Below are 13,347 nucleotides of genomic sequence, written 5' to 3' on the forward strand. Positions count from 1 at the left end.
TGTTGGTCATTGATAAATAGAGACAGAGTGTGATCGCCTATCTGTCTTGTTGTATATGAATATTTATAGTTGAGTCATAAATGACTCAACTGAGAGTTTTTACACAATTGAGTCAATAATTATGTTCTGTCGATAAGAGTATGTTGCTTAATTTGCTCAGGGACTCAAGAGGTTGACTGTCTGTTGTTTTCAGCCAATAACATTACCAATCAACGCCTTTCAATGCTTTCACTCCGGACTCAAAGGCATGTTTGACGTTTTTCACTTCCGATACCGTGTCGGCCATTTCAATCAGTGTGCGGTGGGCGCCACGACCCGTAATCACGACAGATTGCATTTTCGGGCGATTTTCCAGCGCTTCGACCACTTCATCCAGTTCGATGTAGCCGTAGCTCACCATATAAGTCAGCTCATCAAATAAAATGACGTTAATCGATTCATCTTTGAGCATACGTTTACACTCTTGCCAGACGATCTGCGCTGCTTCTGTATCTGCCGCTTTGTTTTGAGTCTCCCAAGTAAAGCCTGTGGCCATGACTTGAAACTCTACGCCTAACTTTTCCAGCAAGTTGCGTTCGCCGTTATCCCAAGTGCCTTTGATAAACTGGGCAACGGCACATTTTTGTCCATGACCTACGGCGCGAGCAATGGTGCCGAAACCAGACGTCGACTTTCCTTTGCCGTTGCCCGTGATCACCAAAAGTAGTCCTTTTTCCTCTTGAGCTGCCGCGACTTTAGCATCGACTTTCTCTTTTACTTGTTGCTGTCTCGCTTTATGGCGCGCTTCTTTTTGGTGCTCAGAAACCATGCTAACTCCAAATTGTTTGATTATGCGGCATCCATCATAACGTATTCATATCGAACCAAAAACCTAGGATTATTAGGGTGAAAATCGCCAAAGGACATGAGTATCGCCATAACCTTAAATCCCGAATTAACTTTCGGTTGATATTAGAATTTTCATCTATAGTTAAGTGAATGGGAAAGAGGGTATAGCATGCGCGTCTACAACTTATTCATTGTATTGTTTTGTTTGATATTTTCATCACTTTGCTTTTCCAAATCGCTTATTGTTGGTGTCGTCCCGCAGTATGCGGCAAGCAAGATAGTTCAGCAGTGGCAGCCTCTATTAGAACTGGTTTCGGCACAAACTGGATATCGTTTTGAGCTTCGTACCGCGAAGACGATTACTGAGTTCGAGCAGCGTTTGAACGAAGGCGTCTACGATATTGCGTATATGAATCCCTATCACTTTATTACCTATAACACCGAGCAGGGCTACACTGCTTTGGCCCATCAAGCGAACAAAAAAATCCATGGCATCATGGTTGCTCGAATTGATGACGACATAGATTCCATCAGTGATTTACAAGGACAGCAACTGGCATTTCCTTCGCCATTAGCATTCGCGGCGAGCATGCTAACGCGAGGAAGTTTATCCCAGCGTGGGATTTCGTTCTCACCCGTCTATGTAGGTTCCCATGATTCATCTTATATTTCCGTGAGTAAGGGGTTCTTTAAAGCGGGTGGCGGCGTGGTGAGAACATTCAATACGTTACCAATCGACGTGAAAAAGACGTTAAAAATAGTGTGGAAGAGCCCGGGTTATACACCCCATGCAATAGCGACTCACATACGAGTCGATAGCGATACACGACGCAATATTTTATCCGCATTATTAGAGTTGAATAAAAGTGATGACGGCATTAAAGCGTTGGAGAATCTTGGGTTCCAGAGTGGTTTTATATCGGCAAAAGATAGCGATTGGGATGATATTCGAAACCTGATGAGTGAAAAAGACTAACTACGAAATAATAATTAATGACCTATAAGAATAGAATTATCGTCAGTATATTACTGCTACAGGTTTTACTTACTGTAGGGCTGTTTTATTTAACCAATGACGCGCTTTCAAACAATAGCAGAAATGAAGTTCTAAAAAGGGCTGAATCAATGACATCGCTGTTGGCTGTGTTATCTAAGGATTCTGTTCTTTCCTATGACTTTGCAACATTAGAATCTTATGCCAAGGAACTTTCTCATCATCCCGACATTAATTATGTCAGAATTTTAGACCAAGTTGGACGAGTGTTGGTTGAAATGGGTGGGCGTTGTGTCAACCATGACTTTTCTAGTGATAGTGATGTCTACCATGTGGATGACGGTTGTTTTGACCATCAGTCGCCAGTCATGGAATCTGGCGTGCAATACGGCACAGTACAAATCGGCATTAACGTTGATTCTCTCACCAATGTTGGTGACGAGTTAAGGCGTAACGTGACTCTAATTGGCGTTGCATTTGTCGCTTTCTCAACTATTGTTGCCGGATTTTTGGGGCGAAGCTTAACCAAGCAGCTAGACAAACTACTGCATGCGAGCCGGCAATTAGCAGAGGGAAATCGTTGCCATAGGATCCCCATTAATGGTGAGGATGAGGTGTCTAAAACAGCACTGGCGTTTAATGCGATGGCGGATGAAATTGACCTATCTTACGCTAAGTTAAAAGATGAAGTCTCTGTGAATAAAGTCATATTCGATACGTCACCCAGTGGCATTTTAGTTACGGATTTAGATGGGAAAATTACCCTTTATAACACAGCGATAAAAAATCTGATTGGGGTAAAGGGCGACGAACTGAAAGGACGTTGTTTGTTAGATTATTTTAGTCAAATAACGGGTTGTAGTAGTTTTTCTTGCTTAGTAGGGCGATGTATTGGTGAAGGGGAAGACTTAGAAATAGTCCGACAGAATAGTACCTATTTACCTGTTCATGCGGTGTTTGGTGAAGTTACCATAAATAATAATAATATGTATGTTGGTGTGATTAATGACATTAGTGATAGAAAGAAAAACGAAGCTCTAAAAAGTCAATACAACGAAGAGCTTGAGGAAACAGTCGCGAAAAGAACCAAAGAGTTGGAGCATGCTAAAAACCAAGCTGAAGCGGGAGCTCGGACGAAAGCCTCTTTTCTAGCGAATATGAGCCATGAGATCAGGACACCGATGAACGCAATTATCGGCTTTTCTGAAGTGTTAATGTTGTCAGGGAAAATTGAGGGAGAGAGTAAAAAACAAGTTGAGTTGATCTTGAATTCTGCCAAGTCACTGCTGGGTATTATTAACGATATTTTAGACATTTCTAAATTAGAAAGTGGTCGCTTCTCTCTTGAAAAAGTATGCTTTAACCTACCTAATGCCATTTCGAGTGCCCTTAAAACGCTGGACCCATTGATCGTTGAAAAAGGGCTTTCCGTGAGTTTGTCTATTGACCCCCAAGTCCCTAGCCGTGTACTAGGCGATCCGACTCGTCTGCGTCAGGTATTGCTCAATATCGTTTCCAATGCTGTCAAGTTTACTCAAGAAGGACAGATTGATATACACATCAAGCGAGCGGAAGAAGGCATGATCCACTTTCGAGTCCAAGACAGTGGAATAGGGATGACTTCGCAGCAAGTTGACAATATTTTTGAAGCATTCGTTCAAGGTGATGAGTCGACCACGCGCCGTTTTGGTGGCACCGGTCTAGGGATTTCAATTTGTAAGCAAATTATCGACTTAATGCAGGGCAAAATTTGGGTGGAAAGTGAGTATGGTGTCGGCTCAACATTTCATTTTGTCGTGCCTTTTGAAGAGGTTGAAGAATTTGATACGTGCCTCTATGAAGAAGCGACAAGATTTTCTCATTACATTTCACCAAGGTTATTTCGCATTCTTCTCGCTGAGGATATGGAATCAAATGCAGATTTGGCTTTATTGAGGTTACGTCACCAAGGACATGACGTTGATTGGGTTAAAGATGGACAAGAAGCCATTAATGCTTATCAGTCTGGCAAGTATGACCTGATTCTCATGGATGTCATGATGCCCAACACTGATGGTTTAAAAGCGACCCGTGTGATCAGAGAGCTTGAGCAAAGAGAAGGTCGGCAGAAAATCCCCATTATTGCTCTAACGGCGAGTGTCATGAATGAAGATTATGAAGAGTGTCGAAAAGCTGGGATGGATGACGTGCAGCCTAAGCCCATTAATTTTGATGAACTGCTACTCTGTATTGAGTCTCACATCGGCGAAGGGGAAGGGGAAGTTAACAAGGCTGTAGATTATAAATTAGCCAATGAAGCTGCCATAGAGTTTTCTCCAGTTCGACATTTAATCGATGTTCGTAAAGCATTAGAGCTTTGGCAAGATGAAGTGGTTTATGCGAAGGCTTTACGGCTATTTGCAAAAGAAAATTTGGTCGACGCCACAGATATTCAGCAGTGTTTAAAACGTTCTCCGGCCGATATCGAGCAAGCTTATGCAATAGCGCATTCTTTGAAAGGCTTGTCCGGTAACCTTAGTATCAGTCAAGTTCATGAATATTCCATCACCCTGACGTCTCACCTAAAAAATGGAAATATCAATTTGGCCAGTCAGGTCGCTGAACAGTTACATACTGAGTTAATTAAGGTAGGGGCATCGATTAATAAGCTAGTCATTGATGAAGTAGGGGAATCACTAGGTGAACCCAATAATACTGCAGAGTTCGCATCACTATTGATTGAACTTAATCACGTTATAGAACAATGCAATCCCGATTTGTGCGAGCCAATATTTCAACAAATGCAGCACTGTTATTCCTACTCTTTATGGAAACCGGTGCGTCTCGCAGTCGATAATTTTGACTTTGATAGTGCAAAGGCTGAAATAAACGGGATAGCCAAACATTTAGAGATAGAGCTGGAGAATCAAACATGAAAAAGGTTCTCGTTGTCGATGATGATCCGACTAACCTTCAGGTATTAAGGCAGGTGCTTCGTCACGACTTTGAAACGATATTTGCGAACAGCGGCGCCAAGTGCTTAGAACTTGCGAGTAAATATCAGCCTGACATTATCTTACTGGATGTGATGATGCCAGACATGGACGGTTACCAAACGTGTTGTGCACTTAAGGCAAATCCGCAAACCGAAAAAATCCCCGTTATTTTTGTCACAGCCCTGTCTGAAGTTGGAGATGAGACACGAGGGTTTGATGTCGGAGCTGTGGACTACATTCTCAAACCTATATGTGCCCCCATCGTTATTCGACGGGTAAAAAATCACCTGTCACTTATTCGTGCTAAGGAGCTTGAAGCGTCACATCGAGAAGCAATATTCATGTTAGGTGACGCTGGGCACTACAATGACAATGATACTGGTGTTCACATATGGCGTATGGCCTCTTATGCCAAGGCTATTTCAAAATCTTATGGTTGGTCTAGTGACGAGCAAACGCTGATTGAGCTCGCTGCTCCTCTCCATGATACGGGGAAGATAGGTATCCCTGATAGTATACTAAAGGCAAAGCGCTCACTGACTCCGGAAGAATGGGAAATAATGAAAACTCACTCCGAAATTGGTGCAAGAATACTGAGCAAGAGCCACTCTCCCATGTTTAAGATGGCTGCTGAAATCGCCCTCTATCACCACGAGCGTTGGGATGGAACAGGCTATCCGGAGGGCTTGAAAGGTGCTGAAATTCCGGAATCTGCAAGGATTGTCGCTGTGGCAGATGTGTTTGATGCACTCACTATGGAAAGACCCTATAAAAGCGCATGGCCCGTTGAAAAGGCTGTTGAAGAAATTCAAAAGGGCTCTGGCTCTCATTTCGAACCTCGTGTTGTCGAATGCTTCATGAGCTCCTTATCTGAGATACTCGATGCTAAAAAATGTTGGGATTCTGAATAAATGCCAGCGCTTTACTCAAAAATTTCTCGTGCAGCGACATTCAGCTGCTTTAAGCCGATGCGTTCTAGGAGTTCTTTGATGTCTTGGTTAATCATTACGCTTAGAAGCTCATTTTCGAGTATATCCGACTCTGATTCCATATCATCTGAATGACGAGCAATGTGTTGGCTGATGTATACAATTACTGCTGAGGCGAACTCTTCACTTGCGAGAGAGCTATCCTCATAGAATGAAACGATGTCGTGATGTTCAATGTCCATTGCCAGAGTTTCATAGACAACTTCGGGTAGCTGCCAATACTTGGCTAGTTGAGCTGAAAGTACGTTTGATGATATTCCAAGCACATCCCGCTCCACTACCTTTCTCTGTTCCCCACTTTCCACTCGGCAAAGGATGAGTTGGCCCTTTTCTGGAGTTTGAACCTGAATCAGTACTTCTCCGATGTTGTGCAATAGCCCGATGATAAAACAGGTGTTTTCATCGATCGGGAAACCTTTAGGCTTTAAGTGTTTTGCAAGCTCAAAAGATAGCGTGGCAGTTTTAAAGCTGGTGATTAGGAAAGGAGAGATTTTATGTTTCTGATAATTGGCAAACGCAGCGGTAACGCCAGTGGTCAAAACAATATTTTGCAGGTTTTTTAAGCCCATAATAGTAATGGCTTCTTGGATACTCGAAATTTTTCGGCTCATTTGATAGTAGCTAGAATTTGCGACTCTCAGTACTTTGGCGCTTAAGTTTTGGTCGTTTGACAAAGTGTTCGCTAATCCTTCCATACTGACATCATTGTGGTTTAGCTGAGAGATCAGTTCACGAACCACTTTGGGAATGGACGGAAGATTATCGCTATCATCAAAAAGTTTTCTCAAATCACACATTTGATTATTAACGCTTTTGTTTTCTATAAATCTAGACACTGAAGTAATGGGGGTCAATAAATCACCATAGTTCATTAGGGAGTTCCTATTTGCCTAACCCATTTACATCGAGTAACTTAAAATCAAACAGTGGGTTAGTTTCCGCCAGTATTGGCGACAAAATGACAAAATCAGAGTGTTCAATTATGAGTAGCAGACATCTTCGGTCGATTCTTATCGTTTGCATGGGCAACATTTGCCGATCGCCAACAGGGGAGGCGATTCTCCGAGCTAAGGCTAAGGCGCGCGGCGTCAGTGTAGAGGTCGATTCTGCTGGAACTATCGGTTACCACCAAGGAAACCCGCCCGATCCACGATCTAAAGCCGCTGGGGAAAAGCGAGGCTACTCATTTAAAGGCATTCGGTCCAGAAAAGTTGTACCAGCAGACTTTGCTGACTTTGACCTAATTTTAGCCGCCGATCGTGCAAATTTAGACGATCTTATTGCAGAGTGTCCTAAGCATCATCAACATAAGCTCAAGCTGTTTCTGAGCTATGCAGCGTCAAACTATGATGAGATTCCCGACCCTTATTATGGAGGCGATCAAGGTTTTGAGTTGGTGTTAGATTTGATCGAAGAAGCGAGCGACGGTGTCCTTGATGCTATCGGGAATAACTAAGCAGCCATAACTCGACCGCTAAAGTAGTCGTTAGAGACAATGTATTCAGTATTGCGGATCAATTCATCTTGAATTTCGGCCCAATGCATTGAGTCATGCTCAACGGCTGGAACCACACCACCAACGCGAATATTAAATGGCGTTAACTGTTTCGCCCAGCTTTGGGTAAAGCCTGCCACCATAGATGTTGCATTATCTAGCCCAGACAAGTCTTGGTAGTCATTATGAGAGATCACATTGACAATCACGCCATTTTTCTTCTCTTCACGCATTCTCTCTGCCGTGGCTTGCCCAAAGGTAAACAGGGTTGCGGCCATAAAAGAGAGGCGTTGAGTGAAAACATCGCTGGCAGATTGATCAAAAATGTTCGGCATCGCTTGTACCGTGATCGCATTGATCAGCACGTCTGGAGAACGCTGAACTTGATGATCAATAAAATCAAATAACGCTTGAATGGAATTCATCGAATGATCAGGAATCGAAAATTGGTAGATGTCTTTCGAGATGTCCGAGCAAAGCTGATAAGTTTCTGATAATTGGGGAGTCTCTTTATCGCAAAGTACGACCGTAGCCCCAAGTGAAGCAAAGTGGCATGCCATTGTGCTACCGAGTTGGGAACCTGCAGACGTTACAAGAACGACAGAACGATTAATATTCATTGGTATTTCCCCCTGAAACCAATCAATAAGGTGTGTTTGGATAGCATGGTTGATTAACTGTTATTAAGTTGTGAATGACGTCAAATTAATCCATTGCTTCACATAGGAATCGGCGTTTCTTTGCGGTCATTCACATTAAATGATTGGTTTAGTGAACGAGCAAACAAACTGAGCAGGCAAGTTTGTGATCTTAATAGAGAAAGGGGTGCACTATGCTTGTGCAGAAATCTGAAAACTGCGCTGCGCTGAGATCAACTTATTGTATAAATCAGCAGGCATGAGTTGTTTTGGCTCTTTCTCGCCCAATTGTCGACGTTGATGGCCGGAAAGGTTGTGATAAACCTCTTCTGGTAGGTCGTGGGTATCTTCAGGTAGATAGGTCAACGCATCCGGTTTGAGGTAGTGGCTGAGCTTGGCGCTGGGTAACCCCGCACTATGGAACAAGCTCGCTTGGGTGGCCGAAATGTCGTAGGAGCTTTGATCGGAGCGCAGTGGCTGAGGCTCGGGAAGCTCAAAGCGTTGGCGTAGGACATTTTCTGTCAGTTCAGGTTGCTCTATCTTTTCGACAGGTGTGTTGTCTCGCACATCGTCAGAAAACATCGACAAAATAAGGGCAAAGTCAGCTCTGCGACCTTCGTGGACGGCGTGGTTGATACCAGTGCCGAACTGAAGCTCGTTGATAATGCTCGCTTTGTCTAAAGTATGGATTTGCATACATGCCCTCATCTATTGCTTTTATAGCGACGATAGGCAGTGAAACTTTAGCGAAATTGCTGTTAAGAAAAGAAAAAAGCCAGCTAAGTGCTGGCTTTTTAAACGACTAAATTTTAAATCCTAGGGGAGAGGATTATTTTGCTAGGTTTTCAGCAACGAAGTCCCAGTTAACCAGTGCCCAGAATGCATTCATGTAGTCTGGACGAACGTTACGGAAATCGATGTAGTAAGCGTGTTCCCATAGGTCAACAGTTAGAAGTGGAGTCGTACCTTCTTCTGTTAGAGGTGTTGCAGCGTTAGACGTGTTAACGATCTCTAGAGAGCCGTCTGCTTTTTTAACAAGCCAAGTCCAAGAAGAACCAAAGTTGTTGATTGCAGAATCAGTGAACTTCGCTTTGAACTCTTCGAAAGAACCGAATGCCGCGTTGATTGCATCTGCAACAGCACCTGTTGGTTCGCCACCTGCGTTAGGCGCTAGACAGTGCCAGTAGAATGTGTGGTTCCAGATTTGAGCTGCGTTGTTGAATACGCCACCAGTAGAAGTTTTGATGATCTCTTCTAGTGATTTGCCTTCGAACTCAGTACCAGGGATCAGACCGTTTAGTTTAACAACGTAAGTGTTGTGGTGCTTACCGTGGTGGAAATCTAGAGTCTCAGCTGAGATATGTGGTTCTAGTGCGTCTTTTGCGTAAGGAAGAGCTGGTAGTTCAAATGCCATTGCTCGATTCTCCGTTAATATGAAAGAGTGAAGACCCTTTCGATTGCTTCCAATGTTATTTGTTATTCGTGATCGTTAGAAAAATAGATCACGGTCATTGTGCTGACTTGCGCTCTAGTTTAGCAATTTTTTGCCTTATTAAAAGCTTAGCTAGGCAATTTCTATATGAAATTTCATTATGGTCTAAAACCCCATGTAGATTGGGCTTTTTATTCTCTACCAATGGTTTAGAATGTCTGGATAACTTGCAGTAACTCCATTAAGAGGAAGCAATGGAAACTATCGACAAAATCAAACAGCAAATTGAAGAGAACGCGATCCTTCTTTACATGAAAGGCTCGCCTAAGCTACCTAGCTGCGGTTTCTCTTCTCAAGCGGCACAAGCGCTGATGGCATGCGGCGAGAAGTTCGCTTACGTAGATATCCTACAAAACCCTGATATCCGTGCTGAGCTTCCAGCGTACGCACAATGGCCTACTTTCCCACAGCTTTGGGTTGAAGGTGAGCTGATCGGCGGTTGTGACATCATCATCGAGATGTTCCAAAAAGGCGAACTACAGCCAATCATCAAAGAAGCCGCTGCTCGCGCTGAAGGCGGTGAAGAGGCGTAATTCGCTTCTTTGATGCTGCATAATACTGTTTAAATTTACAGTTTTTCTTGATTTATAAGGGCCGCATTATCAAAATGTGGCCCTTATTGTATCTATTCGATGTGTTTTTATGTCTCGTCTCTTTATTGCTGAAAAGCCAAGTCTTGGCCGAGCGATTGCCGCAGCGTTACCTGGCCCTAAAAAAAACGATCAAGGTTTTATTCGCTGTGGTAACGGGGATGTTGTGACATGGTGCATTGGCCACTTGCTCGAACAAGTAGAGCCTGATGCCTACGATGAACGCTACAAAAAATGGAATCTAGCCGACTTACCCATTGTCCCAGAGCAGTGGCAGTTGCGACCAAGAAAGTCTGCGAGTAAACAGCTTACGGTTGTGCGTAAGTTACTAAAAGAGTCCAATCAGATTATTCACGCTGGAGACCCTGATAGAGAAGGGCAGCTGCTGGTGGATGAAGTCTTAGATTATTGCAAAGTCAGTAAGACCAAAAAAGAGTCGACCCAGCGACTTCTTATCAGCGATTTAAACTTACCTGCGGTTAAACGAGCGCTCGGTCAGATGCGCAGTAATCGTGACTTTATTCCTTTGTCTGTTTCGGCGTTGGCGCGTTCTCGTGCTGATTGGCTGTATGGCATGAACATGTCTCGTGCTTATACCCTGCTTGGCCAAAAGGCTGGCTATCAAGGTGTGTTGTCGGTTGGGCGAGTGCAAACGCCAGTTCTGGGCTTAGTTGTACGCCGAGACGAAGAGATCGAAAATTTTGTTCCTCGCGATTATTTCACCTTACATGCGCTCATTCCTTATCAAGGAGAGGGCTGTGTATTTGATATTCGTGCGCGTTGGAAGCCAAGTGAAGCGTGTCAGCCTTGGCAGGATGAAGAGGGTAGAGTTCTTAACCGTAAGTTGGTAGAGAATGTTGCTCAGCGCATCGCGAATCAGCCTGCTAAGGTGGTGGAGTCAGAACAGAAGCAAACCAAGCAGTCGGCACCATTACCCTATTCACTCTCAGTGCTACAAATTGATGCCGCCAAGCGTTTTGGGATGAGTGCGCAACAAGTTCTAGACACATGTCAGTCTTTGTATGAAAAACATAAGTTGATTACTTACCCTCGTTCGGACTGTCGTTATTTGCCTATGGAACACTATGGGCAAGCAAGTAGCGTTTGTGATGCGATCAGTAACAATGCTAAAGAGTTGGGGAGTGCGGTTTCTGGCGCTAACCTCAGCATCAAGTCAAAAGCGTGGAACGACAAAAAAGTGGATGCTCACCACGCCATCATCCCTACGCCTAAAAAAGCCTCAGTGAACGCCCTCTCTGGCAATGAAATGAAAATCTATCAGCAGATTGCCCGCCAATATTTAATGCAGTTTTATCCGGCGGCGGTCTATGCAGAAGCAAAACTGGTGTTCGATATTGCAGGTGGTACATTCATAGCCAAAGGTCGACAACTTGTTTCCGCAGGTTGGAAAGCGTTGATGGGTAAGCAAGATGAGGAGGATTCCGGTGTCGATGCTGTCCCTCCGTTAGCCGAAGGGACGATGCTTACGTGCCGTGAAGGGGAAATCAAAGACCGTAAAACCGAGCCGCCTAAGCATTTTACAGAAGCCACGCTGCTTCAGGCTATGACGGGTATTGCGCGTTTTGTCGAAGACAAAGAGCTTAAGAAAATCCTTAAAGAAACCGATGGTCTTGGCACAGAAGCGACACGCGCGGGCATCTTAGATACCTTGTTTAAGCGCCAACTTTTGACTCGCCAAGGTAAATCCATTTTGAGTAGCCCCGCAGGACGAGGTTTAGTGCATGCGCTACCGTCTGAGTCGACGTATCCAGACATGACGGCACATTGGGAGCATCAACTGCAAGGCATGGCTGAGCGAAATCAAGCCTATGGTCCTTTTATGCAGGCACTGCAAACCCGTATCGATGGTTTGATGTCCCAAGTGAAATCGGGGGAGATTCCACAATCGCTGCGTCATCTACCTAAGGTCGAGCGGCCTGCGTTCAAGCGTAAACGCCGAACCAGTGGCAAAGGAAAAACAGCGGGAAGAAAAGGATCGTCGAGCGCTAAAACATCCTAACCTGTGACGGTTTTCATGTATTCTTTTGGCGTAATCCCAAACTTGTTCTTAAAGCGTTGGCTAAAGCGCTCTTCGGATTGATAGCCACACATTTGCGCCAAGTTGAGTGTGCTCCACGGTGTGGATTGCATCAGGTGAAGAGCATGGTTGAGTCTTACTTCTGCCAGCAGCTCTCGATACTGTAAACCTTCTTGTTTTAGCTTACGAATCAGCGTGGCTCTGCTCATCGCAAACTTATCCGCCACCTCTTCTAGTGGATGATTTTCGCCAGGTGAAAGGGCGAGATAATGACTCAACTTATGACTTAGCGATGCTTCTTGCGAAGGAAAGATCAGTTGTAGCCCCCCTTTTTCTGCTAACTGCTGGTACAACGGCATAAGCCATAAGATCTGTGTTTCACTGCTCATGGTGCTTAGGTCGAAAGAGGCTAGAGCATCTAAGCTAGCAAGCAAAGCCTTATCATGCTTTAAGAGTGGCGAATCCGAGGAACCTTGATGCTCATTACTCAATTGCATCATCGATTCTGTTGGCAGATGATGGAAGCTAAATACACGCGATAAAAACGGTCCTTTATCAGGCATATTTTCGAAACTGAGAGAGCTCGATGCTGGGCAAAGTAAAAAACGCTGATGGGTGAGCGCGACGGCATCTTCTTTCCAATACAGTCTTTTACTTCCTGACAGCACTTGAATCAAAGTTGGGGAATGCATGGTGACATTTCTAAGCTTTTGCAATTGCTTGGCTCGAAATGTGGTTACTTGGTACTGATAGTTCATTCCCCAACCCTTGTTTAGCGAGTGTAAGTTGCTGTCAGCGTTGCTTTATCAATAGCGAGGCTGTTTAGTGTAAAACCAATCACCGCTGGTGGCGTGTTTTCATCTAACCCTAGCTTAGCTTTAGGAAGTGCCCAAACGGTAAATTGATAGCGGTGCATGCCATCTTTTTCTGGAGGGCAAGCGCCCCCAAAGCCTACTGAACCGTAGTCAATTCGATGTTCCTGACCACCAAGTTTTTTGATGTTTGCTCCTCTTGGAAGCTCAGACAGGCTGACAGGGATATCGGTTGCAATCCAATGCCAGAAGCCACTTCCAGTGGGGGCATCAGGGTCATAGGCGGTAATCGCAAAGCTCTGTGTACCTTGAGGCACATTATCCCAAGTCAACTGTGGTGAAATATTACCGCCATCACAGCCCCAGCCAGAATATTCAAAGGTTTTGGCCATCGGGTGACCTTCTTGGATATCTTTGCTGCTAATGTCGAATGCTTGCGCTGCGGTTGAAGTCATGACTGCGAGAGTCAGTAGACTAAGTGTCGTTGTTTTCATGG

General features: G+C 44.4%; 13 protein-coding genes. 6 read left to right on the forward strand and 7 right to left on the reverse strand.

Going from position 1 to position 13,347, the window contains the following annotated elements:
• Window positions 1–202 precede the first annotated feature (202 nt).
• Window positions 203–808, reverse strand: coding sequence for a cob(I)yrinic acid a,c-diamide adenosyltransferase (cobO, locus tag RJ47_RS07660; protein ID WP_038133898.1), 606 nt, complete (start codon window positions 806–808; stop codon window positions 203–205).
• Window positions 809–997: 189 nt separating this feature from the next.
• Here cobO and RJ47_RS07665 point away from each other — a divergent pair, with 189 nt between their 5' ends.
• The 3 genes from RJ47_RS07665 to RJ47_RS07675 are packed head-to-tail and all read left to right on the forward strand — an operon-like array spanning window position 998 to window position 5,708.
• Window positions 998–1,804 carry a phosphate/phosphite/phosphonate ABC transporter substrate-binding protein gene (locus tag RJ47_RS07665; RefSeq protein ID WP_039482945.1) on the forward strand — a complete coding sequence of 269 codons (807 nt, stop codon included), beginning with the start codon at window positions 998–1,000 and terminating at the stop codon, window positions 1,802–1,804.
• Window positions 1,805–1,821: 17 nt separating this feature from the next.
• A complete protein-coding gene (locus tag RJ47_RS20680) occupies window positions 1,822–4,737 on the forward strand; it encodes an ATP-binding protein (protein WP_082016329.1) in 2,916 nt (971 codons plus the stop codon).
• Entirely contained in the window at window positions 4,734–5,708 is a 975-nt protein-coding gene (locus RJ47_RS07675; protein WP_039482946.1) for a response regulator, read from the forward strand. Before RJ47_RS20680 ends, RJ47_RS07675 begins: the two co-directional genes overlap by 4 nt.
• Before the next feature lie 11 nt (window positions 5,709–5,719).
• Here the strand turns inward: RJ47_RS07675 and RJ47_RS07680 are convergent, their stop codons facing one another.
• Window positions 5,720–6,574, reverse strand: coding sequence for an HDOD domain-containing protein (locus RJ47_RS07680; RefSeq protein ID WP_190277900.1), 855 nt, complete (start codon window positions 6,572–6,574; stop codon window positions 5,720–5,722).
• A 194-nt stretch (window positions 6,575–6,768) separates the two neighbouring features.
• Between RJ47_RS07680 and RJ47_RS07685 the strand changes: the two genes are divergently transcribed.
• Window positions 6,769–7,242 (forward strand): low molecular weight protein-tyrosine-phosphatase, encoded by a 474-nt coding sequence (locus RJ47_RS07685; protein WP_072036321.1) that lies wholly within the window; start codon window positions 6,769–6,771, stop codon window positions 7,240–7,242.
• Here the strand turns inward: RJ47_RS07685 and RJ47_RS07690 are convergent.
• From RJ47_RS07690 to sodB, 3 genes are all read right to left on the reverse strand, one after another.
• Complete coding sequence (locus tag RJ47_RS07690) at window positions 7,239–7,901, reverse strand: SDR family oxidoreductase (protein WP_005473351.1); 663 nt, start codon at window positions 7,899–7,901, stop codon at window positions 7,239–7,241. The genes RJ47_RS07685 and RJ47_RS07690 overlap by 4 nt on opposite strands.
• Before the next feature lie 210 nt (window positions 7,902–8,111).
• Window positions 8,112–8,615 carry a VC2046/SO_2500 family protein gene (locus RJ47_RS07695; RefSeq protein WP_038213469.1) on the reverse strand — a complete coding sequence of 168 codons (504 nt, stop codon included), beginning with the start codon at window positions 8,613–8,615 and terminating at the stop codon, window positions 8,112–8,114.
• Between the two features lie 133 nt (window positions 8,616–8,748).
• On the reverse strand, window positions 8,749–9,333 hold the full coding sequence (sodB, locus tag RJ47_RS07700; protein WP_004748456.1) for a superoxide dismutase [Fe]: 585 nt from the start codon (window positions 9,331–9,333) through the stop codon (window positions 8,749–8,751).
• A 272-nt stretch (window positions 9,334–9,605) separates the two neighbouring features.
• Here sodB and RJ47_RS07705 point away from each other — a divergent pair, with 272 nt between their 5' ends.
• Window positions 9,606–9,944 (forward strand): Grx4 family monothiol glutaredoxin, encoded by a 339-nt coding sequence (locus tag RJ47_RS07705; RefSeq protein ID WP_005473328.1) that lies wholly within the window; start codon window positions 9,606–9,608, stop codon window positions 9,942–9,944.
• 109 nt (window positions 9,945–10,053) lie between these two features.
• Window positions 10,054–12,021 (forward strand): DNA topoisomerase III, encoded by a 1,968-nt coding sequence (locus RJ47_RS07710; protein ID WP_039482952.1) that lies wholly within the window; start codon window positions 10,054–10,056, stop codon window positions 12,019–12,021.
• Here the strand turns inward: RJ47_RS07710 and RJ47_RS07715 are convergent.
• Together RJ47_RS07715 and RJ47_RS07720 are read right to left on the reverse strand one after the other, a co-directional pair.
• Window positions 12,018–12,797: a helix-turn-helix transcriptional regulator gene (locus RJ47_RS07715; RefSeq protein ID WP_039482955.1), complete on the reverse strand. Its 780-nt coding sequence runs from the start codon at window positions 12,795–12,797 to the stop codon at window positions 12,018–12,020. The genes RJ47_RS07710 and RJ47_RS07715 overlap by 4 nt on opposite strands.
• Before the next feature lie 14 nt (window positions 12,798–12,811).
• Entirely contained in the window at window positions 12,812–13,345 is a 534-nt protein-coding gene (locus RJ47_RS07720; RefSeq protein ID WP_039482957.1) for a YbhB/YbcL family Raf kinase inhibitor-like protein, read from the reverse strand.
• Window positions 13,346–13,347 lie beyond the last annotated feature (2 nt).

The sequence above is a fragment of the Vibrio sinaloensis genome, from assembly GCF_000808535.1.
In the GTDB taxonomy this organism is placed as follows: domain Bacteria; phylum Pseudomonadota; class Gammaproteobacteria; order Enterobacterales; family Vibrionaceae; genus Vibrio; species Vibrio sinaloensis_D.